Origin of the sequence: Plantactinospora mayteni (assembly GCF_016862935.1) — a bacterium.
GTDB lineage: Bacteria > Actinomycetota > Actinomycetes > Mycobacteriales > Micromonosporaceae > Plantactinospora > Plantactinospora mayteni.
In genome coordinates this window covers 151,825-177,450 of record NZ_BONX01000018.1, presented here as the reverse complement: position 1 = coordinate 177,450, position 25,626 = coordinate 151,825, and the positions used below count along the sequence as shown (strand labels likewise).

Genomic DNA, 25,626 nt, shown 5'->3' with positions numbered 1-25,626 from the left:
GTCAGCTTTCCTTGACCGCGATGGTCTCGACCGTGTTGGCCACGTGCTCGAACGCGTCGCAGGCCGCCTCCAACTCGTCGGCGACCTCCTTCATCTTCAGCACGGTCAGCGCGTCGTACTCGCCGGAGAAGAGCCGGACCAGCAACATCCGGTACGCCTGGTCGCCGTCGTTCTCCAGCCGGTTGCACTCGATCCAGTAGTCCTCGAGGTCCTTCATCGCGCGCAGCCGGGGCATCGCCTCGGCGGTCAGCTTGGCCTGCTGGTCGAGGACGTTCACCAGCTCGTGCATCTCGCGGGGCAGCGAGGGCAGCTTGGTCAGCCCGTAGAGGTAGAGCAGGTTGCCGACCGCCTCCAGGTGGTCCATCACGTCGTCGAGCAGCGAGCCGAGCCGGTAGATGTCCTCCCGGTCGAAGGGCGTGACGAACGTCGAGTTGATCTTCTTGTACAGCTCGTGGGTGATCTGGTCGCTGTCGTGCTCGACCTCGGTGAGCCGCTCGCTGACCGACTGCACGTCCACCCCTGGCAGGGACAGCTCGTTCAGCAACTCGGTACCCCGTACGAGGTTCTGAGCGGCTCTGCTGAACAACTCGTAGAACGCGCCCTCGGAGGGGCGGAGGGAAAACTTCACGGCACGGAACCTCGTTGCGTCGGCGGACGGGTGACGGGCCGCAGGAGGCTGCCCCTGGGGAATGCTAGGAAACCTCGGATCGGAGTTTTCGCCCGCCCACCCCTGGTCAGGGGTGATTCACCTGTCATTCACCTGATGTTCACCTTGAACGCCGACAGTCCGGCACGAACACCACCGAACGGCCCGCGCCTCGGTGTGCTGTGAGATTCGCCGCCCCGACGACCCGCAGGGGTGTCACCACACCCTGATCCCGCACGGCGTCGAGCGGCCTGACCACACCGTCCGGTTCCAGCCGGTCCGACCCGCGCCAAGCGGTGCCTCGGCGTACGGGGCTAACCTCGCGGGAGGACGTACGGCGGCGGGGGAGGTAGGGGTGCGGGATCTGGCCAGCGAGTTCGAGGCCGAACGGGAGCACCTCGGGACGGTCGCGTACCGGATGCTCGGCAGCCGGGCGGAGGCGGAGGACGCCGTACAGGAGACCTGGCTGCGTTACGCCGCCGCCCTGGGCACCCCGCAGGCCCGCGCCGAGGTACGCGACCTGCGGGGCTGGCTCACCACCACCACCGCCCGGCTCTGTCTCGACGTACTCCGCTCGGCCCGGGTACGCCGGGAGGCGTACCACGGCGAATGGCTGCCGGAGCCGATCGTCGGCCGGCTGCCCGACCCGGCCGGCGCGGCGGACGGGTTCGCCCCCGACCCGGCCGAGCGGGCCGCGCACACCGAGCAGGTCGGCATCGCCCTGCTGACCGTGCTGGAACGGCTCACCCCGGAGCAGCGGGTCGCGTTCGTGCTGCACGACGTCTTCGCCGTACCCTTCGCGGAGATCGCCACGGTGCTGGCGACCAGTCCGGCCGCCGCCCGACAACTCGCCTCCCGGGCCCGGCGTGCGGTCACCGAGGACGGCCCGCGCGACTCCGCCGACCCGGCCGAACACCAGCGGCTGGTCAGCGCGTTCCGCGAGGCCGTCGAGTCCGGCGAACCCGAGCGGCTGTTGGAGGTGCTCGCCCCGGACGTGCTCCTCGTCGGCGACGGCGGCGGCCTCTTCCCGACCGCCCGGCATCCGGTGGTCGGCGCGACCAAGGTCGCCCGGTTCGCGTTCGGGCTGATGCGCCGGGCCGCGTGGGACACCCAGAACCTGCGGATGCGGCCGGTACTCGTCAACGGCACGCTCGGCCTCCAGTTCGAGGCGGACTACCGGCCCGGCCTGCCGCTGCACGGCGTCATGTGGTTCACCGTCGCCGACGGCCGGATCACCGCCGCCTACACCCAGCTCAACCCGGAGAAACTGGCCGGGGTGCCGAGGATCGCGCCGGACGAGCACCCCTGGCACGTCCAGCACTAGGTCGGGTGTGGGGGCGCCGGGTCAGACCACCAGCGCCAGCCATTTCCGGTACGCCGACGCGAACGGCTCGGTACCGTCGCCGAGCGCGCCGTAGAGCCACTCCGCCGCGGCCCGGGCCTGCACCACCGTCTCCTCCGGATAGCCGAACCGGACCCGGTGCTCGGCGAACTCGTCCTCGTCGCGCAACTCCACCAGACCGGTGCCCCGCCGGCGCACCACGTCGAGGTCGAGGTCGATCAGGTGGACGGTGTCCCCCTCCCAGCGGGCCGGGCTGGCGATGTCGCAGTAGACCTCGCTGGTCCGGGGCGGCGGGTTGAACATCGTGCTCCACCACGCGTCGTGCGGTACCAGCAGCACGAACGGGATCTGTTCCACCGACGGGCGGCCATGGTAGACCGACTCCGTCCCGGCGGTCACGCCGAGCCACACACCGAGGTCGTCCTCGGTCAGTCTGCGGGCGGGGTAGTCCCGGTGTGCGGTGCCGTCGTACTTGCGGTAGACGACTCGGACCACATCGCTCGACATGCCCGCACCCTAGCCGATGTCACCCAATGCGTGCGGTGCGTGAAGCGTCCGGCAGGCGTCGAAATCGACAACATCATCCGGGCCCCGGCGGCGGGCCGGCATCCCTGGTCCGGGCACCGATCCGGCCCGGCCGCGGACCCGCCGGGGCGAGGCGGCGCGGCGGTGTCGGGATCGGCGGGTACGGTCGCACGGTGACCGTGCCCGCCACCGACGCCAACGCCCCCACCCTGATCGACTCCGAGGCGGCGGACTCCGGCCGACCCCCGGCGCCCCGGTCCCGCCGACGACGCAGAGGTGACCGCCCCGCCGGATCGGAACTGCTCGCGGCGGCCGTCGGTGCCGTGCCGGGCGGCAGTGCCCGGCCGGGTCAGCAGCAGATGGCGACCGCGATCGAGGAGAGCATCCTCTCCGGCGAGCACCTGCTGGTGCAGGCCGGCACCGGCACCGGAAAGTCGCTGGCGTACCTCGCCCCGGCGCTGACCGTCGACGGCCCGGTGGTGATCTCCACGGCGACCCTCGCGCTCCAGTCCCAGCTCGTCGACCACGACCTGCCCCGGCTCGCCGACGCGGTCACCCCGGTCCTCGGCCAGCGGCCGACCTTCGCGGTGCTGAAGGGCCGGCACCACTACCTCTGCCTGGCCCGGCTGGAGAACTCCACAGAGGACGAGCCGGAGGACACCCTCTTCGACGCGCCGAGCCGGGGCGGTGGCGGGACCAAGTGGCTCGGTGAGGCGGGTCGGCTGGGCAAGCAGATCGAGCGGGTCCGGGACTGGGCGATGGAGACCGAGACCGGCGACCGCGACGAACTCGACCCGGGCGTCGACGACCAGGCGTGGCGGCTGGTCTCGATGCCGGCCCGGGAGTGTGTCGGCGCCGCCCGCTGCCCGTACGGCACCGAGTGCTTCGCCGAGGCGTCCCGGGCCCGGGCCCGCGAGGCGGACGTGGTGGTGACCAACCACAGCCTGCTCGCCGTCGACATGCTCGCCGGCCGGCACATCGTGCCGCCGCACAAGCTGCTGGTGATCGACGAGGCGCACGAGCTGGCCGACCGGGTCTCCTCGGCGGCCCAGGCGGAGCTGATTCCGGAGCTGATCGACCGGGCCGCCCGGCGCAGCCGCCCCCTGCTCACCCCGGAGCTGGCCGAGTCGCTGGTGGCGGCCGGCGACTCGCTGGCGGTCGGGCTCGCCGAGGCGCCGGGCGGGCGGATCACCGGAGAGCTGCCCGGGCCACTGCGCGAGGCGTGCACCCTGCTGGACGCGGCGACCCGGGCCGCACTGGAGAAGATCGGCGACGTCAAGGCCGACGATCCCGACCCGGTACGCAAGCAGCAGGCCAAGGCCGTACTCGACGACCTGTCGAAGACCACCCAGCGGCTGCTGGAGGAGGCCGACCACGACGTGGCCTGGGTGGAGAAGCCGGACGGCGGCGGCGCGGGCCGGCGGGCCCTGGTCGTCGCCCCGCTCTCGGTGGCCGGCACCCTCGCCACGCACCTCTACGAGGACCGCACCGTCGTCGCCACCTCGGCCACGCTCGCCCTCGGCGGCCGGTTCGACACCGTGGCCCGGGCCCTCGGGCTGGCCGCCCCGGCGGATCCGGGAGTCGACCCGACCCGGCCGCACCCCCGGGCGGCGGCGCTGCGCACCGGACGACCCGACCCGGCGCAAGCCGGTGCCGGGACGGCGACCCGCCCGGCGCAGCCCTCCGCCGGTGACCGGTCCGGGGCCGGTCGCCGGGACAGCGCCGCCACAGGGGACGCCTCGCCGGCGGAGACCTCGAAGGCGGACGGGCCGGAGGCGGATGCCGGCTGGCGTTCGCTCGACGTCGGATCCCCGTTCGACTATCCGCGCCAGGGCATCCTCTACGTCGCCTCGCACCTGCCCCGGCCCAGCGCCTCGGGCCTGCCGGCGGCGGCCGGCGAGGAACTGCTCGGGCTGGTCGGCGCGCTCGGCGGGCGTACCCTCGGGCTCTTCTCGTCCCGCCGGGCGGCGTTGCAGGCCGCCGAGCTGCTCCGGGCGCGTACCGAGCTGCCGATCCTGCTCCAGGGCGAGGAGGCGCTGCCGCTGCTGGTCCGCCGGTTCCGCCAGGAGCGGGCGAGCTGCCTCTTCGGCGTGATGTCGCTGTGGCAGGGCGTGGACGTGCCGGGCGACGCCTGCCAGCTCGTGGTGATCGACCGGCTGCCGTTCCCCCGCCCGGACGAGCCGCTGGCCGCGGCCCGGGCCGCCGCCGTGGACGCCTCGGGCGGCTCGGGCTTCGCCTCGGTGAGCGTGCCGATCGCCGCCGTACGTCTGGCGCAGGGGGTCGGCCGGCTGATCCGGTCCACCGGCGACAAGGGCGTGGTGGCGGTACTCGACTCCCGGCTGGAGACCGCCCGGGGGTACGGCGCCTTCCTGCGGAAGTCGCTGCCGCCGTTCTGGTACACCACCCGGCCGGAGGTCGCCCGGGGCGCGCTGGAGCGGCTCGGCAAGTCCTGAACCGCCCCCGGGCCGGGCCGGCTGTCGGGGGGCGGATCCGGGCTACGGGGCTTTCGCGGCGACCACCACGGCGTCCGGCGGCACCTCCGGCGGGCGGCGGTGCGCCAGTCGCCGGACCGCGGTGTTGAGCACCGCGATCAGCGGTACCGAGACCAGGGCGCCGACGATGCCGGCCAGCACCACCCCGGCGGCAATGCCGACGATCACCGCGAGCGGGTGGATCGCCACCGCCCGTCCCATGATCAACGGTTGCAGGATGTGCCCCTCGACCTGCTGCACCCCGATCACCACGAGGAGGATGGCCAGCGCCCGCACCCAACCGCTGTCGACCAGGGCGACCAGTACCGCCACCGCGCCGGAGAGGGTGGCGCCGACGATCGGGATGAACGCACCGAGGAAGACCAGCGCGGCCAGCGGGAAGGCGAACGGGATGTCGAAGACGACCAGGAAGACGCCGATCCCGACCGCGTCGATGAACGCCACGAGTACGGTCGCCCGGACGTACGCGACCAGCGTCGCCCAGGAGGCCCGGCCGGCGTCGTCGACCCGCCACCGAGCGGCCACCGGGAGCAGCCGGACGAGGAAACGCCAGATCTTCTCGCCGTCCCGGAGGAAGAAGAAGGTGGCGAAGAGCACCAGCAGCGCCCCGGTGAGCAGTTCGGCCACGGTCGCGGCGGTGGAGACCGCGCCGCTGGTCAGCGCCTGGGTGTTCTCGTTGATCCACTGCTCGCCCTGCTCGATGTACGAGTTGAGCTGGTTGTCCGACAGGTGCAGCGGCCCGGTCTTCAGCCACTCCTGGATCTGCCGGATGCCGCCGGTGGCGTTGCGGCTCAGGTCCGGTACGCCCTTCACGAACTCGTTGACCACCAGGGTGAGCGTGCCCACCACGGCGGCCAGGCCGGCGACCAGCACCACGGCGGTGGCCAGGGACCGGGGCAGCCGGACCCGGAGCAGCATGCCGACCAGCGAGGCCAGCAGGGCGGAGAGCAGCAGGGCGATGGCCAACGGGATGATCACGATCCGGATCGTGCCGACCACCCGCAGCAGCGCCCAGCCGACGAGGCCGATCACGATCAGTCGCCACGACCAGGCGGCGGCAATCCGCAGCGCGTGCGGCACGTCCGCGTCGTCCCGGCTCGACGTCGACGGGTGGAGTTCCCCGGCCGGTTCACCCTCGGCCGACGTCGACACCGGCGCCGGCTCGGCGGTGGCCGCCGGTCGATCCTCCGCCGGCTCGGCGGCCCCGCCGGACGGGTCCGACGACCGCCCGAACGCGTACGCGCGACGGATCCTTGCTCGTAGCTGCTCGAAACGGCGCAAGCGCGCACCTCCCACGGCGGAATCGGCCTTCCTACCGTAGCCGCACCGGCACAGCCCGGCTCGGAGCGGCCGGCGGGGGTGACGGCCACCAACCTGGCTGGTGGCGGCACGCGGTACCGTCTCGGTCGTGACCGCCGAGGAGACCACCGACAACGGCCTGCCCATCCGCCTGCTGCACGACCGGGTGCTCGTCCGGGCGGACGGCGGCGAGGGCGAGCGGCGCTCGACCGCCGGCATCGTCATCCCGGCGACCGCCTCGATGGGCCGGCGGCTGGCCTGGGCGACCGCGGTGGGTGTCGGTCCAAACGTGCGCTCGATCGTCTCCGGCGACCGGGTGCTCTTCGACCCGGACGACCGGTCCGAGGTCGAACTGCACGGCCGGGAGTACGTGCTGCTCCGCGAGCGCGACGTGCACGCCGTGGCCGCCCGGCGGGTCGAGACCGACTCCACCGGCCTCTACCTGTGACCTCCCCACCCCCACCGCCCGGCCGCCGGCACTGACCGGCGGGCCCCACTCAGCGCTGGTACGGCCCCGACCAGGGCCCGACCTGCCCGGCACCCGATGCGGGCGGCCCACCATACGGACCCGGCGCGCCGGGATACGGCGATGGTGCACCAGGGTACGGACCCGGCACGCCGGGATACGGCGATGGTGCGCCAGGGTACGGACCCGGTGCACCGGGGTACGGGGTTGGTGCGCCGCCGTGCGCGGATGGTGCGCCGCCGTACGGGCCGTATCCCGGGGGTGGGTAGCCGGGGCCGACCGGGGCCGGCGGGCGCGGCGGTGCCACCAGGAGCACCGGGATCGGCACCACCGGCTCGGCCGGCGCCGGCAGGGTCCGGCGGGAGCCGTCCGGGAACGACAGGTGATAGCGGGAACCGTCCCAGATCCCGGCCGGCGTCTGCGGATCGCGCCCCACGAAGACCCTGCGGGCGGCCTGGATCGCGTCGAGCAGCCGGCGTTCCTCGGCGAGCCGCCGGGCGAGCTGCCCGGGCCGGCTCTCCAGCCCGCGCACCAGCCCGTCGCGGAGCAGGGCGAGCCGGGTCGCGGAGATCTGCAACGCCCGCATCGCCTTGGCACCCTCGTCACCGGCGACCCGGCGGGCCCAGCGACGAGCCGCGTGCCGCCGGCCGAGGGTGCCGAGCGCGGCCAGCTCGGGCGGGGTGAGCCAACCCGCCGACACGTACTCGGGGAGCCGGCGCTGGGTGAGCCGACCCTCCCAGCTACGCACCCAGACGGCCAGGCCGACCACGCCCAGGAAGATCGGCACCATCAGCCCGACATAGCTGTAGAGCAGGATCAGCGCCTCCCCGAAGAGCTGGGTGATGGTCGCGGCCCCGTTCCAGGCGCCGTGCAGGATCATCGCCAGCAGCAGGCCGGCGATCGGGGCGAGGATCCGGATCGGGCGACTGGCCGACCGTACGGCGATGCCGAGCCCGATGCCGGTCATCGAGGTGAAGAGCGGGTGGGCGAAGCCGCTGATCAGGACCCGCAGGATGAAGATCCCGAAGACGTTCTGCGCACCGGTGGCCGGGCCGTACTGGTCGACGCCCTGGGCGTAGCCGTGCAGGCCGAAGTAGAGGATGTTCTCGACCATCGCGAAGCCGACCGCCGACAGGCCACAGTAGACGATCCCGTCGGTGATCCCGGACCACTTGCGGCGCTGGTAGAGCAGGAGCAGGAACGGCCCGAGCGCCTTGGTCAGCTCCTCGATGAAGGGCGCGACCAGCACCCCGACCACCGGCAGGGGCAGCTCCAGGGTGTCGGCCGCGAAGGTGTTGGTACGCAGCGCGGCGAAGGTGGAGACCGCCGCGCCCCAGCCGAGGCAGAAGGCGAGATACTTGACCGGCTCCGGGTCGTACCGGTCGAGCCAGAGGAAGCAGGCCACCAGCACCGGCACCGGCAGCGCCGCCGCGGCCAGCCCGATCAGCGGCGGCGTGACCCCGGCCGGCGACACCAGCTCCCACGCCATCAGCACCGTGCAGACGACGATGAGCGTGATCGCCCCGATCACCATCAGCAGGCGGGCCCGGCTCCGCCGCTCGGGCGTCGCCGCCAGCTCCGGCATGGTGCCCGGCGACCACTCAGGCGGGGTGCCCGGCGACGGCGGGAGTTGCTGCGACGGGGCGGGCGGCCACGGCGGGGTCGGCGACGGCGGCTGGGGCGCCGCCGCACCGGGCGGGGTGTCGGCCATGTGATCAGCGTAGTTCCTCCGGACAGCCTGGCCGGACCACATCCGGCCCGGCTATGCTCACCGGCAGGTCACGAGTGCCAGCGTCCAAGCCCCGGCTTGCTGGCCGGCAACCCTCGTCGAGGTTCGCGGTGGGGTGCCCCGGGTGATGACCGGGCTCGGTGCAGGTCCGCACCGGGCAAGCGCGGACCCCGTTCCCGCCCGCCCCGGGGTCCCTGGACACCGGAGGTCTGCCCGATGAGCACCAGTCTCGTTTCCGCACCCGCTCTCGTTTCCCCGCCCGCTCTCGTCTCCGCACCGCCTCTCGTCTCCGCACCCGGCACGCCGACCGGCGTGGCGCCGACCGGCGTGGCCGCGCCGACCCCGGCGACCCCGGTCGGGTCGACGCCCGCCGGGTGCGGCTCCACCGCGACCGGTCCGCTCGGCGTGCTCGGGGTGCCGGGACAGGTCAACCTCGACTACGCCGCCACCGCGCCGTGCGCGCGGGCCGCCGCCGACGCGGTGGCCGAGCTGCTGCCCTGGTACGGCAGCGTGCACCGGGGCGCCGGAGCGCTGTCCCGGCGCAGCACGCTGGCGTACGAGCGGGCCCGGCAGGACGTCGGCGACTTCCTCGGGGTACGCCCCGACGACCACGTCGTCTTCACCCGCAACACCACGGACGCGCTCAACCTGCTGGCCCGGGCCCTGCCGCCCGGTACCCGGGTGGTGACCTTCGCGGCCGAGCACCACGCCAACCTGCTGCCCTGGCCCACCGGTACGGTCCGGTTGCCGGTGCCCGGCTCGGCCGGGGACGCCGTGCGGGCGGTCGACGCGGCACTGCGGGAACTGCGCCGGGGCAGCGGCGGCGGCGCGCCGATCCTGGTCGCTGTGACCGGGGCGAGCAACGTCACCGGCGAGTGCTGGCCGATCGCCGAGCTGGCCCGGGTCGCCCACGCGCACGGCGCCCGGATCGCGCTGGACGCCGCCCAGCTCGCCCCGCACGCCGAACTGGACGTCACCGCCCTGACCGTCGACTACCTGGCTCTTTCCGGACACAAGCTGTACGCCCCGTTCGGGATCGGCGTACTGGCCGGACGGGCGGACTGGCTGGACGCCGCCCCGCCGTACCTGGCTGGTGGCGGGGCGACCCTCGGGGTCGGGGCGGCCACCCACGACGTGCGCTGGGCGGACGGGCCCGGTCGGCACGAGGCCGGCACTCCCAACCTGCTCGGCGCGGTGGCCCTGGCAGCGGTCTGCACCGCCCTGGCCGAGGCGGACCGCGCCGCGCAGTACGCCCACGAGCAGGCCCTGCTCGCCCGGCTCCGGTCCGGGCTCGCCGCCCTGCCGGACGTGGCCGAACTGCGTACCTTCGAGGCGGACGCGCCCCGGGTCGGCATCGTGTCGTTCGTGGTCGCCGGCCGGGAATCGGCGGCGGTCGCGGCCGACCTCGCCCAGCACTGGCAGCTCGGGCTCCGGGACGGGCTGTTCTGCGCGCACCCGCTGGCCCGGCGGCTGCTCGCCGAGGCGGCCACCCGGAGCGGGCGGCGCGACCTGCCACCGACCGCGCTGCGCGCGAGCATCGGGCTGGGCAGCACCGTCGCACACGTCGACCGCCTGCTCACCGCCCTGGCGGCCACCCGCTGACCCCCACCCCGCCCGTGGGTTACCCAACCGTCCGGGGAAGGCCGTGACCCGTCCCGCGCCCGGCACCGGAGCCGCCCCGTGGACGTCGGGCGACACCCGGCCGATCCGGGGAGCGCTGTCGCATATCGCGCTGTCACTTCACCCGGTGGCGGACCCCGACGAAGCACACGAGGCGGTACGGCGCATGGCACGCCGGCTCGTCGAAGGGCAACCGTGAGGCCATCGCCTGTCGAATCGGCCGAATGTCCTGGTCGTTTGCACGCCCTACGTGCGGACGGTCGGGGCCGCTCTGCGGGAGCGCCGCCAGCTCGGCCCGGTGCTCGACCGGGTTGCCGCGCGGGAAGCGCGGCCCGCGTCAGCCGTGCTACTTCGCCAGGTTGACGAACGCCTGCCAGGCGGCCGGCTCGAAGGTCAGCGTGCCGCCGTCTCGGTCCTTGGTGTCCCGGACGAGGACGCGGCCAGGGAGGTTGTCGGCCACCTCGACACAGTTGCCGCCGTTATCGCTGCTCCGGCTACTCGTACGCCAGTTCGGTTCCATGGTGATCAATCGCCTTCATGATGAGTTGGCGGGACTGCCCAGAGGGTAGCGCCTTGGCACACACGCTCTCCCACGCGGTGACCGCTCGCCGCAGATCTCGTGCTCGGCTGCCAATTTTACCCTCCACCAGGTCGTCCAGGTAGACGACCGTTGACCCGTCGGCCAAGGTTGCGATAGCGAACGCGCCGGCTACTCCCGCGTGTATCCCGGCAGAGGTCGGCACCACGCGCAGGTGGACGTTGGGGCGGTGACCGATGTCTAACAGGTGGGTGAGCTGCTCTTTCATGACGCCCGGCGCCCCTTGGTGCAAAACGGACTCTCCGATGATGGCGGCGAGCGTCACTGGGTCCGGACGGTCTAGTGCCGCCGCCTGACGCTCCAGGCGGGTGCGTAGCGCCTCTTCTGCCTGGTTCGGGGTGTGCCAGCCGGTTCCGAAGACGGCCCGTGCGTACGCCTCCGTCTGGAGCAGGCCGGGCACGATGGAGTGCTCCCAGAGCCGGAGGGTTATCGCCCGTTCCTCGTTATCTGCCCAGGGGCGCAACCATGGCGCCACGACCTCCCCCCGGGATTGCTCGGCGGCTTTTCGCAGCTCGCCATCAGCCCCAAGGACGTCGTCCAGCCGCGCGGCCATGTCGTCCACCGGGACCGATCGGCCCGACTCGTAGTGACCGATCTGGGAGCCGGTGACGTGCACCTCGGCGCCCACGGCGTCCTGAGACATTCCGCGCTCCGTCCGAAGCTTGCGCAACAGGTGACGAAACTCGTTCGTGTCGGCCAACTGTCCCTCTCCGCCCGTCTGTAGGCCACTACTGCACTTGACACATCTTCCGTCACCGGGCGGTCACGGTCCAGGGTGGATGGCAGACGGAGGAGCCTTTACAGCGGCCCGCTTCACATGCCGGGGGCGTGGCCCGCAAAAGATCCGCCCCGATGGTGGGTCGTCTTTCCGTCAACGGGGGCGGTTGCTCGGATGGGACACGGGCACCGCCCCCTTTCCTTGTTGTTTGCCGGAACGGGAGGGCACACACATGAGACACGCACTCGCCACCAAGCCACGCCACCGCCGGGCATGGTGGCTACTTTGGATCTTCTGTCGTTGCGGGCACCGATGGACTTGCCCCGACTCGGCCCCGGTGCCGGCCACCGAGTTCCGGCGGTCGGTCCGGTCCGCCACCGTTGACGCGAGGATCGCCCGGGAGGCGCGGGCGGCGACTGACGGCGGGGCAGCGACCGCCCCGAAGCCCGCGAACCGGTACGACGGGTGGAACGGGCCGACACGGGCGCACCCCACGTTGAACACCGCGCGGGCGGGGAACCTGACTCCGGCCCAGTGGCACCGAGCCCGGCACGCCGAGCGGGTGTAGACCGTGATCGGGCCGTGGGTGCGGTGGGAACGGCACATCGCACGACGGCGGTCAAGGGTGCGTGAGCGCCTGGCGGCCGGAGAACACGTCCCCACGGACATGTACTCCTGTCGAGACTGTGACCACGACTGGCCCTGTCAGGATGCCCGCCTGGCCTTGCTGGTCGAGTTCGACGGGGACCGGGTGGGACTGATGATGTACCTCGCCGTGCACCTCACCCGCGCACTACAAGCGATGCCCGATCGGCATCCCGCGCTGATTGTCGGGCAGATCATTTATTGGGTGCCCCGTCGCCGGGGATGACACCAACTGGTGTCATCTGCTCGTTAGCGCCGGTCCGGCATTCCCGAAACGTCGGCACCGGCCTTCGCTTCCCCCGCGCATCGCCCGGGGCCGGCGCCGACAGGCAAGGCGCCCCGGGTCGCTGTTGTCCTCTCCGGCACCGGCCCGGGGCGCCGAGCGCCGGTCATACGGGCCGGGGTAATTTGCTCTGGCCACCCCGGCAAATATGTCCGATTAACAGCAAAGATCGTATCCCTCACTACGGATTGAAGTCGGAGCGGAAGATCGATGACAACGGCATCAGCCTGATCTTTGACACGGCGGGCCAATGGCTGATCGTCCGCCCGACAGGCGGTGAGCGCTGGCACATCCCTGACTACCGTGCCGAGCCCGCCTCCGAGGAAGGGGTGCCGGAGGGTCGGTCCGATGGCCGGATCCCGGGCTGCTGGGCGGCCTCCGAGGCAGCCTTGCCGGCATGCCCGCCCGCCGCCCGGCGGACGAGTTGGTTCGCCTCCTGCCGTTCGATGCCGGTGGCCCGGAGCAGGTCACTGCCGGTGGTACGCACCTGCGCGATCACCACGCTGCCGGAGAACCCGACCCCCTCGGCGTACGCCCGGCCGGCCTGGCCGATCGCCTGCAACGCCTGCTCCCGGGCGGACTCCGGGCACACGCCGAGGCCGAGGTCCCTGCGCAGCAGCCGTACCGCCTCGGCGAGCAGCGCCACCGCGTTCGACATCTCCTCCGGAACCGCCTCCTCGTCCTCCAGCGCGGTGACCGCCCGCCGGATCAGGGTTCCGCTGTTGTGCACGGCGTGCTCGATGTACTCGGAACTCTCCACGTACTGGGCCAGCGCTCCCCGGCGGTGCCAGCGCACCGGTGAGAGGATCGAGGTCTCCCGGCCGCCCTCCAGCGCCTCCTCGAAGCCCTGGAGGTGGTCCTCCACCTCGCGGAGCCGCTCCAGCGCGGCCTGCGCCCGGGGCGCGTCCCGGGTCTTGAGCGCCTCCGCGGTCTCGGAGAGGTCCTCGGAGAGCCGGCCCAGCGCCGGCCGGGCCGCCCGGTCCACCACCCGTAACGGGTTCAACGGCAGCACCAGAGCGATCACCACCAGCCCGGCGACGCCGCCGATCAGCGCGTCGATCACCCGGGGCGACTCGATGTTGGCCTCGTGCGGCATTTCGACGGTCACGATCAGTACGGCGGTCGCCGCCGCCTGGGTCACCACCGCCGGGCCACCGCCCAGGAAGATGGTGACCACGATCGCCAGGGTCACGATCACGCCGAGCTGCCAGGGCCCGGTGCCGGCGGCGAAGACCAAGGCGTCGCCGAGCCCGATGCCGACCGCCACGCCGATGATCAGCTCGAAGGTCCGGCGGAGCCGCTGGCCGACCGAGGAGGCGAGGGTACCGATCGCGGAGATCGGTGCGAAGACCGGCGACGGGTTGCCCAGGAACTCGTGCGAGCCGATCCAGGCCAGCGCGGCCGCCACCCCCGCCTGGAGGGCCAGCAGCAGGTTGAACCGGACGGCGTACCAGCGGTCCCGGACGGTGGCCCGGGACCGGTTTCGGAAGTCCTTCGCCAGCTTGGTGATCCGCTCCCGATCGAGCTCCACGGGCGTTTTGGCCACGGTGTGCCGGAGGGAGCGCATGGCGGGGACTACCCACTGACGAACCCGCCGAACCCGTACCGTCGGCCCGTCCGGGCGGGTCGACCTGAGTTGTCCGAGGTCTGCCCCCGACGGCCGGAAACCGCCATGGTCGGCGTACTCGTCGGGCGGTTAGCCTGCCAGGCATGCTGGATCTTCTCGACGACCTGCGGGCGGCGCTCGGCGAGTCCGCCGTACTGACCGATCCCGATCTGCTCCGCGGCCACCAGCGCGACGAGGCCGACCTCTGCGCGGCCGGAATGCCGGCCGTGGTGGTCCGGCCCCGGACCACCGAGGAGGTGGTCGCCGTGGTCCGGGCGGCGGCCAGGTACGGCGTACCGGTGGTGCCGCAGGGGGCCCGGACCGGGCTGGCCGGGGCCGCCAACGCGGTCGACGGGGCGGTACTGCTCTCCACGGTGTCGATGGACGAGATCCGCGAGGTCGACCCGGTTAACCGGATCGCGGTGGTCCAGCCGGGGGTGGTCAACGCCGCCCTGGCCACCGCCGTCGCCAAGCACGGCCTGCGCTATCCGCCCGACCCCGGCTCCTGGGAGTCGTCCACCATCGGCGGCAACGTGGCGACCAACGCGGGCGGGATGTGCTGCGTCAAGTACGGCGTGACCACCGAGTACGTCCTCGGCCTGGAGGTGGTACTGGCCGACGGCGAGGTGCTGCGCACCGGGCGGCGTACCGCCAAGGGGGTCGCCGGCTACGACCTGACCCGGCTCTTCGTCGGCTCGGAGGGCACCCTCGGGGTGATCACCGAGGTGACCGTCTCGCTGCGTCCGGCCGCCGAGGAGTCGCTGACCCTGGTCGCGGTCTTCCCGTCCACCGCCGCCGCCGGCCGGGCGGTCGCGGAGATCTCCGCCCAGGGGCTCACCCCGAGCCTGCTGGAACTGCTGGACCGCACCCACCTCGGCGCGATCGAGGCGTACCGGCCGATGGGGTTGCGCACCGATGCCGAGGCGCTGCTGCTGGCCGCCGCCGACACCGGCACCCGGGCCGCCGCCGACCTGGCGGAACTGGCCGAGGTCTGCACGGCGAGCGGTGCCGACGAGGTCTTCGCGGCCACCGACGCGGAGGAGGCCGCCGCACTGCTGGCGGCCCGCCGGCTGGCGCATCCGGCAATGGAACGGTACGCCGCCGCCACCTATCCGGACGGCAATGGCGGCCTGGTCATCGACGACGTGGCCGTACCCCGGGACGCGCTGGCGGCGCTGCTCGACGGGGTGGCCCGGATCTCCGCCGAACACGACGTGCCGATCGGCGTGGTCGGGCACGCCGGGGACGGCAACATGCACCCGAACATCGTGGTCGACCGGGCCGACCCGGCGAACCTGGAGCGGGGCCGGCGGGCGTTCGACGCGATCATGGAACTGGGTCTCTCGCTCGGCGGCACCTGCACCGGCGAGCACGGGGTCGGCCTGCTGAAGCGGGACTGGCTGGCCCGGGAGATCGGGCCGGTGGGTCTGCGGGTGCACCGGGCCATCAAGGACGCGCTCGACCCGACCGGGCTACTCAACCCCGGCAAGGTGCTCTGATCAACCTCGGGCAAGGTGCTCTGATCAACCCCGGCAGGGGCTCTGAGCCGGTCAGCCGGGCAACTCCACCCCGTCGAGGCCGGCGCCCGCGCCCCGGTCGGCGGCGAAACCCCGGACGTCCGGGGCGCCCACCCGGGCCGCGTCGGCGGTGGCGTCGTCGGGCATCCGCTGGGACTGCCGTTCCGCCTGTACCCGGGCCAGGTAGTGCTCCACCTCGCGGGCCCGGACCGGGGCGTCCCAGCCAAGCACCTGGCCCATGATCTCGGCCGCCTGCTCGGCCGACTCGACGCCCCGGTGCGGCGTCTCGAACGAGATCCGGGTACGCCGGGTCAGCACGTCGTCGAGGTGCAGCGCGCCTTCGGCCCGGGCCGCGTACGCCACTTCGGCGGCGAGGTATTCCGGTGCTCCGGCCAGCGGGGAGCCGAGCAGCGGGTCGGCGTCGACCATGTCCAGCAGGTGGGTGGTGAGGTTGCCGTACCGCTCCAGCAGGTGTTCGACCACCCCGGCCGGTACGCCGTGCCGGCGGGCCAGGTCGGCCCGGTCCCGCCACAGCGCGGCGTATCCGTCGGCGCCGAGCAGCGGCAGGTCGGCGGTGCGGGACGGGCGTACTCCGCCGAGCCGGCGGGCGGCCCGGTCGACCACGTCGGCGGCCATCACCCGGTACGTCGTGTATTTCCCGCCGGCCACCAGCAGCAGCCCGAGCATCGGCTCGTAGACGGCGTGCTCGCGGGAGAGCTTCGAGGTCGAGTCCGCCTCGCCACTCAGCAGCGGGCGCAGCCCGGCGTAGGCGCCCTCGATGTCGGCGGTGGTCAGCGGCCGGTCCAGCACGGTGTTGACCTGGTCGAGCAGGTATTCGATGTCCCGGGCCGAGGCCGCCGGGTGGGCCCGGTCGAGCTGCCAGTCGGTGTCGGTGGTGCCGATGATCCAGTGCCCGCCCCACGGGATCACGAAGAGCACCGAGGTCGGGGTACGCAGGATCAGCCCGGCCTCGCCGGTGATCGCCGAGCGGGGCACCACCAGGTGTACGCCCTTGGAGGCCCGTACCCGCAGTCCGCGCCGCACCCCGACGTCACCGAGCAGTTCGGACATGTCGTCGCTCCACACTCCGGTGGCGGCGATGACGGTCCGGGCGCGTACCTCGAACTCGGCGTCCGGTGAGCCGGGCGGTGCCTCCATGTCCCGGACCCGTACCCCGGTCACCTCCCGGGCCTGCCGGATCAGGCCGACGACCCGCGCGCTGGTCACCATCGCCGCGCCGAGGCTGGCCGCGGTGCGGGCCAGGGTGACCACCAGCCGGGCGTCGTCGACCTGCCCGTCGTAGTAGCGGATGGCCCCGGAGACGGCGTCGGCGCGCAGGCTCGGGAAGGTCCGCCGGGCCCCTTCGCGGGTGAGGTGCCGGTGCAGTGGCATCCCCCGCCCGCCGCCGAAGACCCCGGCGAAGGCGTCGTACGCCGCCACCCCGGTGCCGTAGTAGGAGCGTCGCCAGGCCCGGCTGACCAGCCCGGCCGGGCCGCTGCCGGGCGGCAGTGGCACCAGGATCGGCACCGGGCGCACCAGGTGCGGGGCGAGCCGGGTGGCGAGCAGGCCACGCTCGGTCAGCGCCTCGTGGACCAGGTGGAACTCCAGTTGCTCCAGGTAGCGCAGCCCGCCGTGGATCAGCTTGCTGGACCGGCTGGAGGTGCCGGAGGCGAAGTCGCGGGCCTCGACCAGGGCCACCTTGAGCCCTCGGGAGGCGGCGTCGAGTGCGGCGCCCGCGCCGGTCACCCCACCACCGATGACGAGTACGTCGAACCGCTCGCTCCGGAGCCGACGCAGGTCGGCGGCGCGGCGGGACGGGGACAGCCGGCTGGCCGTGTTCCGGGAAAGGCTGGGGTCACGCACCCGTCCACGGTAGCGGCAGCGGTGCCCGGGGCGGGCTCCCCGGGTGCCACTTCCGGCCGAGCCCCCGGTGTCACCTCCAGCGAAGCCCTCGGTGTCACCCCCAGCGGAGTCCCCGGTGTCACCTCCGGCGGAGTCGTCGGCGGAGGATTGACAGTGGCCGTAGACTTTGCGTTGCAGAGTGAAGTGCTGATGCAAAGTTGAGGAGGCAACGAATGAGTTCCACCGACGAGGAACGCTCCGCGGAGATCCTGACCGAGCTGGACCGGCTGCGTAACCGCACCCGCACCCGGACCCACGGCGGCGCCTGGCTGCCGGCACTGGCCATCGCCGCGCTGCTGCTGGCCAGCATCGCCCTCTACCAGATGCCCTTCGGGCAACTGACCGCGATCAGCGCCGACCATCCCTACTGGGCCGGGCTCCCGGACCAGCAGCGCCAACCGGTCCTGTCGTACGTCTTCTGGTTCGTCGGTACCCCGCTGCTGTTCGCCGCCACCGCCGCCTGGTACACCCTGCGCGCCCGGCGGCTCGGCCTGCGGGTCTCCTGGCCGATCTTCGCCGGTGCCGGTCTCGGCGTGCTGCTGTTGCTCGCGGTCCTCGCGGCGGTACCCGAGTCGGAGGTCGGGTCCGATGCCCTCGCCCCGGCACCCGACTGGATCTGGCAGGGGCTGTTGACCCCGCTGCTGCCGGTCGCGGTGGCCGTACTGGCGCTCGCCTGGGCCGAGCGCAGTCCGGGTCTCGCCGCCGCCGGGACCTGGATCGCCCTGCTCACCGTCTGGCTGTGTGGCACGTTCCCGCTGGGCTACCTGCCGCCCTGGGCCACCAACCTCCTCGGCGGCGGATCCGGTTCACTCGGCGGCCAGCTCTCGCTCCGCCCCGGGCACTACCTTGTGCTGATGGCGCTGCCGCTCGTCGTCTTCGCCGCCGTACGCGCGGCCCGCACCAGACGCGTACCCAATGCCTGACGACCGGCCGGCTCCCGCACACCCGGCACTGGCCCTGGACGACACCGTCCACCAGCGGGTACGCCTCGGCATCCTCACCGTGCTCAGCGAGACCCGGGAGTGCAAGTTCGCCACCCTCCGGGACGAGCTGGGGTTGACCGACGGCAACCTCAACCGGCACCTGCGCATCCTCGAACAGGCCGAACTGCTCCGAGTGATCAAGGGGTACGAGGGACGCCGCCCCTGCACCTGGCTGCGGCTCACCCGACAGGGCCGGGCCGCCCTGCGCGCCGAGGTAGCCGCGCTGGAGCAGTTGGTGAGCCGGCTGCGCAGCGCCACCGCCGAGCCGGAGGCGGAGAGCTGAACCGGGCCGTGCGGCAACCACCTGGATGCTATAGATATTTCGCTATATACAAGATTTTGGATCTCGTTTGTAGGCTCTCCGCAATGCCCGGGACCGTCGCCGCGGGGCCACGAGCCCGCCCGCGGCGACGGCCAGAGTGAGGAGGTCCGGGAGATGACACTCCCCCGTACGCATCGGCACCGGCTGGCGGCCTTCGGTGTCCTCGTCGCCTCGACCATGGTCACCGCCATGGTCGGCGCTCCGGCGACGGCGGCACCGGCCACCGGTGAAATCCTGCAGGCTGGCGGTGCCACCGCCGTTGCCGACAGCTACATCGTGGTACTCAAGGACAGCGCGGTCGGCGGCAAGGCCGGCACCCGGAATTCCGCGGTGAACGGCAAGGCGAGCGCCCTCGCCAGCAAGTACGGCGCCACCCTCGGCAACGTCTACGGCCACGCGCTCAACGGCTTCTCGGTGAAGCTGTCCGAGCAGGGTGCCAAGCGGCTCGCCGCGGACCCGTCGGTCGCCTACGTCGAGCAGAACCACACCGTCACCGCGTCGGCCACGCAGGTCAACCCGCCGTCCTGGGGCCTGGACCGGATCGACCAGCGCAACCTGCCGCTGAACGCGCAGTACAGCTACACCAGCACCGGCTCCGGCGTCACCGCCTACATCATCGACACCGGGATCCGGACCAGCCACGCCGACTTCGGCGGCCGGGCCTCGCACGGCTTCGACGCGATCGACGGCGCCCTGCCCGCCGACGACTGCAACGGGCACGGCACGCACGTCGCCGGCACCACCGGTGGCACGGCGTACGGGGTGGCCAAGAGCGTTCGGCTCGTCGCCGTCCGGGTACTCAACTGCGCCGGCAGCGGCACCTGGGACCAGGTCATCGCCGGCATCAACTGGGTGACCGGCAACCACCAGCCGGGTCAGCCGGCCGTGGCCAACATGAGCCTCGGTGGCGGCCTGAACACGTCGCTCAACAACGCGGTGGCGAACTCGATCGCCGACGGCGTGACCTACGCGATCGCGGCCGGCAACTCCAACGCCAACGCGTGCAGCTTCTCGCCGGCGTCCACGGCGGCGGGAATCACCGTCGGCGCGACCGAGCGCACCGACGTCCGCGCCTCGTACTCCAACTGGGGTACCTGCCTGGACATCTTCGCGCCCGGCTCGGCCATCGTCTCGGCCTGGTACACGAGCAACACCGCCACCGCCTCGCTGAGCGGTACCTCGATGGCCGCCCCGCACGTGGCCGGCGCGGCTGCCCGGGTGCTCAGCAGCAACCCCTCCTGGACCCCGGCCCAGGTGGCTTCGTACCTGACCAGCAACGCGACCACCAACGTGGTGGTCAACCCGGGCACCGGTTCGCCGAACCGCCTGCTCTACATGGCGCCGACTGCCTGACCCAGTGAGATCCATCGGCCCCGGGACGGTTACCGCCCCGGGGCCGATGTGCTCGGGAGTGAGGAGACCGATGAACACTTCGACTGTTCCCGGCCGGCGCCGGTTGGCGCTCGGCCTCGCCACGGTCCTCGCCGCCGCCGGCATCGCCGCCCTGCCCGGTCCGGCCCAGGCGACCGCGGGAACGGCGCGACCCGCCCCGCCGGTGGGTGAGATCCACAACGCCGGCGGCGTCACCGCCATTCCGGGCAACTACCTCGTCGTGTTGCACGACCGCGCGCTGCGGGCGGCCGGTGGACCCGCCGCCGTCGCCGCCACCGCCGACAGCCTGACCGCCCGGTACGGCGGCACGCTCGGCCGCGTCTTCCGGTCGGCCGTGCGGGGCTTCGAGGTACGGCTGTCCGAGGCGGGCGCCCGCCGGCTCGCCGCCGACCCGGCCGTGGCGTACGTCGAGCAGGACCACGTCGTTTCGCTGGCCGGCGCGCAACCCAACCCGCCGTCCTGGGGACTGGACCGGATCGACCAGCGCTTCCTGCCGCTGGACAACCAGTACCGCTACCCGAACACGGCGCGCAACGTGCACGCGTACGTGATCGACACCGGGATCCGGCTGACTCACACCGAGTTCGGCGGCCGGGCCACCAGCGGCATCGACACGGTCGACGGCGGCACCGCCGACGACTGCAACGGGCACGGTACCCACCTGGCCGGTATCGTCGGCGGCCGGACCTACGGGGTCGCCAAGGAGGTACGGCTGGTCGCGGTCCGGGTGCTCAGTTGTACCGGTAGCGGCAGCATCGCCGGGGTCGTCGCCGGGGTGGACTGGGTGACCGCGAACGCGATCCGCCCGGCGGTCGCCAGCCTGAGCCTCGGTGGTACGGCCAGTGCGGTGATGGATACCGCCGTGACCAACTCGATCGCGTCCGGCGTGACCTACTCGGTCGCCTCGGGCAGTTCCGCCACCGACGCGTGCAACTTCTCGCCGAGCCGGGTACCGACGGCGCTCACCGTCGCGGGGACCACCAGCACGGACGCGAAGATGGGTTCCGCCAACTTCGGCACCTGCCTGGACATCTTCGCGCCCGGCCAGGGCATCACCTCGGCCTGGTACACCAACGACACCGCGACGAACACGATCAGCGGCAGTTCGATGGGCACCGCGCACGTCACCGGCGACGCCGCACTTGTCGTCTCGCCGAACCCGACCTGGACCGCCGCCCAGGTATCCCGCTTCATCACCGCCAACGCGACGGCAGGGGTGGTGACCAGCCCGGGTACTGGTTCGCCGAACCGGCTGCTCTTCGTCGTCAACTAACCACCCTGAGACAGACACCAGCGGCCGAGGTCGGTGGTGGGTTGGGCGGCACCGTACTGTTCGGTCATGCAGGATGGTCCGACACCGCCGCCACCCGACGAACCGTCCCCGCCGAACCAGCCGTCGCCGGCGACACCGCAGCAGCCGTGGCCGGTGACACCGCAGCAGCCGTGGCCGGTGACACCGCAGCAGCCGTGGCCGGTGACACCGCAGCAGCCGTGGTCCGGCGGGCCGCACCAGCCGTGGCCGGTGGCTCCGGTCCGGCCGGTGCCGGGCGCCGGCGGCGGGGTCTGGCCGGTGGTCGCCGCCGCGCTGGTCGGGGTCTGGGCGGTCGGCGCGACCGTCGGCGGCCAGACCGTCACCTGGCTCGTCGAACAGGTCCTGCTCGTCAGCGGCCTGGACCAGCAGGACTGGCTCTGGCCGGTGACCGGCGTGGTGACCGCGCTCGTCGTCGGGGCGCCGGCCGGACTGCTGGCCGCGCTGCCCCGCTCCCCGGCCGTCCGGGCCGCCGGCCGCGCCTGGCTGCTCGGCGCGATCGCGCTCGGCGTGCTGGGACTGCTCCGGGCGGTACCGCCCACCCTGCCGGAGGTCTATCTCGCCGGGCTGGCCGGGGTGGCCGGACTGGGCGCCCTGCTGATCCGGCGCCTCGGCGGCCCAGGCCCGGCGGATCGGCGGTCGGGTGACCCCGCTGTGCCGGACCCCCAGCGGGTTCCCGACCGGCCGGAACGGGTCCGGGCCGAGCCGGCCGCGACCGGTCTGGCCGTGGCCGGCGGACTCGCCCTGTTGCTGCCCTGGGTCTGGCTGGGCGCCCTGGGTGGCGTACTGGAGACGGTGTGCGGGCTGCTCGCCTCGGCCGCGGTGGGCTGGCTGGCCGCCACCGTCCTCGATGGACGGTTCTGGGCCGGTTACGAGCGGCCGGCCGCGAGCCGCAGCGGTGTCCCGGCCCCGGAGCGCCCGGTGGGCGGGGCCCGGCTGGTCCTGGTCGGCGGGCTGGTGGCCGGCGTGACGCTGGCGCTGTTCGCGGGCGGGATCGGCCAGTCCGGCGCGCAACTCGCCGCGCTGCTCGTCCTCCCGCCGGCCGGTTTCGCGATCGCCGCGCTGCGGGTGACCTCCCGGGCCCGGTCGGCGGCCGGGGCCGACACGCCGGACGCCGGGCTCCGACCGGTCGGCTCCGCCCCGGTCGGTTGGCTGGTCGGCATCGCCGCCGCCGGGCCGTTGACCCTGGTCGATCCGGAGGAGGTCACGCTGCTGCTCTCCGGCGCCCGGGACGTGCCGTTCTGGGCCGCCGTCGCCGCCGCCGGCTCGCTCGCCGTCGCGGTGCTGCTCGGCATCGGGTACGGCGTCGGCCTCGGCCGCCGCGCCGCGCCCCGACCGCGCCGCCCGGTCGCCGCGGCCGTGGCCGGAGTCCTGCTGCTCGCCACCGGCGCGGTGTACGTCGGCCTCGGCTCGCCGGGCTGGCACGGCGAGCGGCTCTTCGTGGTGCTGAAGGAGCAGGCGGACCTGACCGGAGTGGTGGCGCAGACCGGCCCGGACGGTCGGCAGGCCCGGGGTCGGGAGGTGTACCGCCGGCTGGTCGAGACCGCCGAGCGCTCCCAGGCGGACCTGCGCCGGGAACTGGACCGGCTGCGCCTGGACTACACGCCCTACTACCTGGTCAACGCGGTCGAGGTGGACGGCGGCACGGCGGTACGGGCCTGGCTGTCCCGGCGGGGAGACGTCGACCAGGTACTGGTCAGCCAGCGGTTGCGCCCGCTGCCGGCGAGCGGGTCACCGACGCGTGGTGACGAGCCGGCACCGGCCGTACCGAGTTGGAACCTCCGCATGATCGGCGCGGACCGGGTCTGGTCGCAGCTCGACGTCACCGGCTCGGGCGTCGTGGTGGGTGGTTCGGACTCCGGTGTGGACGGTCGACACCCGGCGCTCTCCGCCGGCTTCCGGGGCGGTGACGACTCCTGGTACGACCCGTGGAACGACTCCCGCTCCCCCGCCGACCTGGGCGGCCACGGTACGCACACCCTGGCCACCGCCGTCGGCGACCAACAGGTCGGAGTGGCGCCCGGGGCGCAGTGGGTCGGCTGCGTGAACCTCGACCGGAACCTCGGCAATCCGGCGCGCTACCTCGACTGTCTCCAGTTCATGCTGGCGCCGTTCCCGCCCGGCGCCGACCCGTTCACCGAGGGCCGCCCGGACCGGGCACCCCAGGTACTCACCAACTCGTGGGGCTGCCCGGCGATCGAGGGCTGCGCCCTGGACACCCTCCAGCCGGCCACCTCGGCGCTGGCGGCGGCCGGGGTCTTCTTCGTCGCCGCCGCCGGCAACACCGGCTCGTTCTGCGGCTCGGTCGACGACCCGCCCGCCCCGTACCCGGACGTCTTCACCGTCGGCGCGGTGGACCGGCAGCGCCAGGTCACCTCCTTCTCCAGCCGTGGCCCGACGCCCGGCGGGGTGTCCAAACCGGACCTGGTCGCGCCCGGCGACGACGTGCTCTCGGCGCTGCCCGGCGGCGGGTACGGCAGGATGAGCGGCACCTCGATGGCGGCGCCGCACCTGGCCGGGGTGGTCGCGTTGATGTGGTCGGCGAACCCGGCGCTGGTCGGCGACCTGGAGACGACCCGTCGCATCCTGCTCGACACCGTCAGCCCGGCCGAGCCGACCAACCCGTCGGAGCCGAACACCGACACCTGCGGCTCGGAACGCAACATCATCGGCGCCGGCCTGGTCGACGCGTACGAGGCGGTCCAGGCCGCCCGGCACCTCGGCTAACCGGCACCTCCACCGGCCCGACCGGCAGCTCGGCCAGCCGGCAACTCGGCCAGCCCGACCGGTAGCCGACGGCTGGTCCCTGCGCCGCAACGGCACCGGATGGTCCGGGGCAACGGAACCGGATGGTCAGGGGCGGGTGAACCGGGGCCGGTCGGGCCGGCCGGGCTCGGTTATGGTCAGCGACCATGAGCGTCGAGCTGTCCCTCACCGAGTTGACCGACGACCAGCTACCCGCCGTGGTGGAACTCTGCCGGGCAGCCCTGGACCTGCCCGACGACTCGGCCGAGGCGGCCGAGATCGTGACCCGGCTCCGGGACGACTCGGCGTTGCCGGGCGCCGCCGGGCCCCGCCGTACCGTCGGGGTGCTCGGGTGGCAGGACGGCGCGCTCGCCGGGGTCGCGCTCGGCTCGATGGCGGACCGGGGTCCGGACCCGACCGCCGGGCACCTCGACCTGGTCGCGGTGCACCCGGACCGGCGACGGCAGGGCATCGGCCGCGCCCTGGTGTCGCGGCTGGAGCAGGCGCTCGCCGGGCTCGGCGCCACCCAGGTACGCGTCGTCGGCAACCCGCCGCACTACGTCTGGCCCGGCATCGACGTCCGGTACACCCCGGCGATCTGCACCGTGCTGGCGCTCGGCTACAGCCCGGAGGGTACCGCCTGGAACATGACCGCCGACCTCTCCACCGAGTCCTCTCCGGCGCTGCGGCCCACCGAGGCGGCCGAACGACGGCTGGCGGAGCAGGGCGTCACGGTACGCCGGGCCGAGCCGGCCGACCTGGAACTGCTGACCGGGTTCGCCCGGTCGACCTTCGGCGGCAGTTGGGACCTGGAACTGCTGCACTCGGTCGGTCGACCGGGAGCCGGCTGCCACCTCGCCGTCCGTACGCCCACCGGCGGCGGTACGCCGGAACTGCTCGGCTTCGCCGCGTACGGCTCGTCCCGGCCGAGCTGGTTCGGGCCGATGGGTACCGCGCCAGCCGCCCAGGGTCTGGGCATCGGTGGCGTACTCCTCCGCCGCTGCCTACGCGACCAGCGGGCGGCCGGGCACCTGCGGGCGGAGATCGGCTGGGTCGGCCCGGTACCGTTCTACGCGGCCAGCGCCGGAGCGCGGATCGAACGGGTCTTCTTCCTCTACCGCAAGCAGCTCTAGGAGCGGCTCATATCGATACCGCGCCATTTACCGGTGTGATCGGCCGGCACCTCCTACCGTTTGCGGTGGAGGAGGAAGCCATGGCAAAAGACGACGAACCGGTTGACGATCTCCATTCGGTCGCCTGGGCGCCCCCGGATCTCTCCAGCCATCCTCCGGTGTCCCGGCTCGACTACGGGGACGCCGACCAACGGGCGGAAATGGACGGGGTCGACGAGATGTCTCCCGAAGAGCCCGTGGCGCTGGTGGACACGCCGAAGTCGATCCGAGAACCGTTCAGCCAGACAGAGAAACGACGTAACCAGCGACGGATGCCGACATGACGAAGGGGCGGACCGCTGACGCGGCCCGCCC

General features: G+C 73.2%; 21 protein-coding genes and 1 riboswitch. Of the genes, 13 read left to right on the top strand and 8 right to left on the bottom strand.

What is annotated here, in order from left to right:
• Position 1: 1 nt before the first annotated feature.
• Entirely contained in the window at positions 2 to 628 is a 627-nt protein-coding gene (locus tag Pma05_RS14255; protein ID WP_203857864.1) for a DUF47 domain-containing protein, read from the bottom strand.
• Positions 629 to 1,001: 373 nt separating this feature from the next.
• Here Pma05_RS14255 and sigJ point away from each other — a divergent pair, with 373 nt between their 5' ends.
• Positions 1,002 to 1,970, top strand: a complete 969-nt coding sequence (gene sigJ / locus Pma05_RS14250) for an RNA polymerase sigma factor SigJ (RefSeq protein ID WP_203857863.1) — start codon at positions 1,002 to 1,004, stop codon at positions 1,968 to 1,970.
• Between the two features lie 21 nt (positions 1,971 to 1,991).
• Here sigJ and Pma05_RS14245 read toward each other — a convergent pair whose 3' ends face one another.
• Positions 1,992 to 2,495 (bottom strand): DUF402 domain-containing protein, encoded by a 504-nt coding sequence (locus Pma05_RS14245; protein WP_203857862.1) that lies wholly within the window; start codon positions 2,493 to 2,495, stop codon positions 1,992 to 1,994.
• 317 nt (positions 2,496 to 2,812) lie between these two features.
• Between Pma05_RS14245 and Pma05_RS14240 the strand changes: the two genes are divergently transcribed.
• Complete coding sequence (locus Pma05_RS14240) at positions 2,813 to 4,966, top strand: ATP-dependent DNA helicase (RefSeq protein ID WP_203858055.1); 2,154 nt, start codon at positions 2,813 to 2,815, stop codon at positions 4,964 to 4,966.
• A gap of 42 nt (positions 4,967 to 5,008) precedes the next feature.
• On the opposite strand, the gene Pma05_RS14235 is transcribed toward Pma05_RS14240, so the two are convergent.
• Positions 5,009 to 6,286: an AI-2E family transporter gene (locus Pma05_RS14235; protein WP_372441473.1), complete on the bottom strand. Its 1,278-nt coding sequence runs from the start codon at positions 6,284 to 6,286 to the stop codon at positions 5,009 to 5,011.
• Positions 6,287 to 6,413: 127 nt separating this feature from the next.
• Here Pma05_RS14235 and Pma05_RS14230 point away from each other — a divergent pair, with 127 nt between their 5' ends.
• Entirely contained in the window at positions 6,414 to 6,752 is a 339-nt protein-coding gene (locus Pma05_RS14230) for a GroES family chaperonin (RefSeq protein ID WP_203857860.1), read from the top strand.
• 49 nt (positions 6,753 to 6,801) lie between these two features.
• Here Pma05_RS14230 and Pma05_RS14225 read toward each other — a convergent pair whose 3' ends face one another.
• Positions 6,802 to 8,523 (bottom strand): PrsW family intramembrane metalloprotease, encoded by a 1,722-nt coding sequence (locus Pma05_RS14225; RefSeq protein WP_203857859.1) that lies wholly within the window; start codon positions 8,521 to 8,523, stop codon positions 6,802 to 6,804.
• A 24-nt stretch (positions 8,524 to 8,547) separates the two neighbouring features.
• A riboswitch (SAM riboswitch) is annotated at positions 8,548 to 8,669 on the top strand.
• Between the two features lie 46 nt (positions 8,670 to 8,715).
• On the opposite strand from Pma05_RS14225, the gene Pma05_RS14220 reads away from it, so the two are divergent.
• The gene (locus Pma05_RS14220; RefSeq protein WP_203857858.1) at positions 8,716 to 10,101 is read left to right on the top strand and encodes an aminotransferase class V-fold PLP-dependent enzyme; all 1,386 of its coding nucleotides are present in this window, start codon (positions 8,716 to 8,718) and stop codon (positions 10,099 to 10,101) included.
• Between the two features lie 364 nt (positions 10,102 to 10,465).
• Here Pma05_RS14220 and Pma05_RS14215 read toward each other — a convergent pair whose 3' ends face one another.
• On the bottom strand, positions 10,466 to 10,639 hold the full coding sequence (locus Pma05_RS14215) for a DUF397 domain-containing protein (RefSeq protein WP_203858054.1): 174 nt from the start codon (positions 10,637 to 10,639) through the stop codon (positions 10,466 to 10,468).
• A complete protein-coding gene (locus Pma05_RS14210) occupies positions 10,614 to 11,417 on the bottom strand; it encodes a helix-turn-helix domain-containing protein (RefSeq protein WP_203857857.1) in 804 nt (267 codons plus the stop codon). The genes Pma05_RS14215 and Pma05_RS14210 overlap by 26 nt, the downstream gene beginning before the upstream one ends.
• 643 nt (positions 11,418 to 12,060) lie before the next feature.
• Between Pma05_RS14210 and Pma05_RS14205 the strand changes: the two genes are divergently transcribed.
• Positions 12,061 to 12,306 carry a flavin reductase gene (locus tag Pma05_RS14205; protein ID WP_203857856.1) on the top strand — a complete coding sequence of 82 codons (246 nt, stop codon included), beginning with the start codon at positions 12,061 to 12,063 and terminating at the stop codon, positions 12,304 to 12,306.
• A gap of 355 nt (positions 12,307 to 12,661) precedes the next feature.
• Here Pma05_RS14205 and Pma05_RS14200 read toward each other — a convergent pair whose 3' ends face one another.
• Positions 12,662 to 13,894, bottom strand: a complete 1,233-nt coding sequence (locus Pma05_RS14200; RefSeq protein ID WP_239312340.1) for an FUSC family protein — start codon at positions 13,892 to 13,894, stop codon at positions 12,662 to 12,664.
• A 179-nt stretch (positions 13,895 to 14,073) separates the two neighbouring features.
• Between Pma05_RS14200 and Pma05_RS14195 the strand changes: the two genes are divergently transcribed.
• Positions 14,074 to 15,468: an FAD-binding oxidoreductase gene (locus tag Pma05_RS14195; protein WP_203857854.1), complete on the top strand. Its 1,395-nt coding sequence runs from the start codon at positions 14,074 to 14,076 to the stop codon at positions 15,466 to 15,468.
• Between the two features lie 51 nt (positions 15,469 to 15,519).
• Here the strand turns inward: Pma05_RS14195 and Pma05_RS14190 are convergent, their stop codons facing one another.
• The gene (locus Pma05_RS14190) at positions 15,520 to 17,349 is read right to left on the bottom strand and encodes a glycerol-3-phosphate dehydrogenase/oxidase (RefSeq protein WP_203857853.1); all 1,830 of its coding nucleotides are present in this window, start codon (positions 17,347 to 17,349) and stop codon (positions 15,520 to 15,522) included.
• 212 nt (positions 17,350 to 17,561) lie between these two features.
• Here Pma05_RS14190 and Pma05_RS14185 point away from each other — a divergent pair, with 212 nt between their 5' ends.
• The 7 genes from Pma05_RS14185 to Pma05_RS14155 all read left to right on the top strand — a co-directional run bounded on the left by Pma05_RS14185 (position 17,562) and on the right by Pma05_RS14155 (position 25,595).
• Complete coding sequence (locus Pma05_RS14185) at positions 17,562 to 18,311, top strand: hypothetical protein (protein WP_203857852.1); 750 nt, start codon at positions 17,562 to 17,564, stop codon at positions 18,309 to 18,311.
• Entirely contained in the window at positions 18,304 to 18,654 is a 351-nt protein-coding gene (locus Pma05_RS14180) for a winged helix-turn-helix domain-containing protein (RefSeq protein ID WP_203857851.1), read from the top strand. The genes Pma05_RS14185 and Pma05_RS14180 overlap by 8 nt, the downstream gene beginning before the upstream one ends.
• 153 nt (positions 18,655 to 18,807) lie before the next feature.
• Complete coding sequence (locus Pma05_RS14175; RefSeq protein ID WP_203857850.1) at positions 18,808 to 20,046, top strand: S8 family peptidase; 1,239 nt, start codon at positions 18,808 to 18,810, stop codon at positions 20,044 to 20,046.
• A gap of 70 nt (positions 20,047 to 20,116) precedes the next feature.
• On the top strand, positions 20,117 to 21,358 hold the full coding sequence (locus Pma05_RS14170; protein ID WP_203857849.1) for a S8 family peptidase: 1,242 nt from the start codon (positions 20,117 to 20,119) through the stop codon (positions 21,356 to 21,358).
• 66 nt (positions 21,359 to 21,424) lie between these two features.
• The gene (locus Pma05_RS14165; protein WP_203857848.1) at positions 21,425 to 24,121 is read left to right on the top strand and encodes a S8 family serine peptidase; all 2,697 of its coding nucleotides are present in this window, start codon (positions 21,425 to 21,427) and stop codon (positions 24,119 to 24,121) included.
• A gap of 185 nt (positions 24,122 to 24,306) precedes the next feature.
• Positions 24,307 to 25,272: a GNAT family N-acetyltransferase gene (locus tag Pma05_RS14160; RefSeq protein ID WP_203857847.1), complete on the top strand. Its 966-nt coding sequence runs from the start codon at positions 24,307 to 24,309 to the stop codon at positions 25,270 to 25,272.
• An 80-nt stretch (positions 25,273 to 25,352) separates the two neighbouring features.
• Positions 25,353 to 25,595, top strand: coding sequence for a hypothetical protein (locus tag Pma05_RS14155; RefSeq protein ID WP_203858080.1), 243 nt, complete (start codon positions 25,353 to 25,355; stop codon positions 25,593 to 25,595).
• Positions 25,596 to 25,626: the final 31 nt, after the last annotated feature.

Excerpts from the sequence above, each read along its gene's own strand:
- Pma05_RS14245 (WP_203857862.1), bottom strand. The coding sequence starts at position 2,495 with ATGTCGAGCGATGTGGTCCGAGTCGTCTACCGCAAGTACGACGGCACC.
- Pma05_RS14225 (WP_203857859.1), bottom strand. The coding sequence starts at position 8,523 with ATGTGGTCCGGCCAGGCTGTCCGGAGGAACTACGCTGATCACATGGCC.
- Pma05_RS14220 (WP_203857858.1), top strand. The coding sequence starts at position 8,716 with ATGAGCACCAGTCTCGTTTCCGCACCCGCTCTCGTTTCCCCGCCCGCT.
- Pma05_RS14215 (WP_203858054.1), bottom strand. The coding sequence starts at position 10,639 with ATGGAACCGAACTGGCGTACGAGTAGCCGGAGCAGCGATAACGGCGGC.
- Pma05_RS14195 (WP_203857854.1), top strand. The coding sequence starts at position 14,074 with ATGCTGGATCTTCTCGACGACCTGCGGGCGGCGCTCGGCGAGTCCGCC.
- Pma05_RS14185 (WP_203857852.1), top strand. The coding sequence starts at position 17,562 with ATGAGTTCCACCGACGAGGAACGCTCCGCGGAGATCCTGACCGAGCTG.
- Pma05_RS14180 (WP_203857851.1), top strand. The coding sequence starts at position 18,304 with ATGCCTGACGACCGGCCGGCTCCCGCACACCCGGCACTGGCCCTGGAC.
- Pma05_RS14175 (WP_203857850.1), top strand. The coding sequence starts at position 18,808 with ATGACACTCCCCCGTACGCATCGGCACCGGCTGGCGGCCTTCGGTGTC.
- Pma05_RS14170 (WP_203857849.1), top strand. The coding sequence starts at position 20,117 with ATGAACACTTCGACTGTTCCCGGCCGGCGCCGGTTGGCGCTCGGCCTC.
- Pma05_RS14165 (WP_203857848.1), top strand. The coding sequence starts at position 21,425 with ATGCAGGATGGTCCGACACCGCCGCCACCCGACGAACCGTCCCCGCCG.
- Pma05_RS14160 (WP_203857847.1), top strand. The coding sequence starts at position 24,307 with ATGAGCGTCGAGCTGTCCCTCACCGAGTTGACCGACGACCAGCTACCC.
- Pma05_RS14155 (WP_203858080.1), top strand. The coding sequence starts at position 25,353 with ATGGCAAAAGACGACGAACCGGTTGACGATCTCCATTCGGTCGCCTGG.